The organism is Microbispora sp. CSR-4 (assembly GCF_008033685.1).
Classification (GTDB): Bacteria; Actinomycetota; Actinomycetes; order Streptosporangiales; family Streptosporangiaceae; genus Microbispora.
This window is the reverse complement of record NZ_VJVX01000209.1, coordinates 1-827: the sequence shown is the minus strand read 5'-3', so window position 1 is coordinate 827 and position 827 is coordinate 1. Positions and strand designations below refer to the sequence as shown.

The 827-nt window shown below is 68.6% G+C and carries 1 protein-coding gene; it reads left to right on the top strand.

Annotation, left to right across the window (positions count from 1 at the left end; all coding sequences use genetic code 11):
- A partial coding sequence (locus FLV34_RS39475; protein WP_147945610.1) for an ISAs1 family transposase occupies nt 1-811 on the top strand: 811 nt, incomplete at its 5' end.
- Between the last annotated feature and the right edge of the window lie 16 nt (nt 812-827).

Below are 827 nucleotides of genomic sequence, written 5' to 3'. Positions count from 1 at the left end.
CGGCACGAACGGCACGAACGGCAGAACAGCGCTACTCGGCCTGGCCGTGGACGGCAAAACCCTGCGCGGCAGCCGCACCGGCGACCGTGTGACCCACCTGCTGGCCGCCACCCGCCACGACACCCAGACGGTGATGGCTCAAGCCCAGGTCGCAGCCAAAAGCAACGAGATCCCCGCGTTCACGCCCCTGCTGTCCGGGCTCGACCTCACCAGCGTGGTCATCACCGCCGACGCCCTGCACACCCAGCACGAGCACGCCAGGCAGATCGTCGCGGCCGGAGGGCACTACGTGTTCATCGTCAAGGGCAACCAGCCCACCCTGCTGCGCCGGCTCAAGGCCCTGCCCTGGCGCGAGGCCATCCTCAACGACCGCACCGACGAGACCCGGCACGGACGCCGCGAGATCCGCCGCATGAAGATCTGCACCGTCCGCCCAGGCCTGCCCTTCCCCCACGCCGCCCAGGCCATCCAGGTCAAACGACGCCGCACCAACAACGCCACCGGGAAGACCACCATCGTCACCATCTACGCCATCACCAGCCTGCACCCCGGCCAGATCACCCATGCCCACCTCGCCGGACTGATCCGCGGCCACTGGAGCATCGAAGCCCTGCACCACATCCGCGACGTCACCTACCGCGAAGACGCCTGCACGATGAGGACCGGGGCCGCACCCCGGATCATGGCGAGCCTCCGCAATCTGGCCATCGGCCTGGCCCGCCTGATCGGCTGGACCAACATCGCCGCCGCCACCGACCACTACCGCAGCCACCCCACCGATGCACTTCAGCTACTCGGTCTCACAACCTGAGAACGCTTCAGCCCTG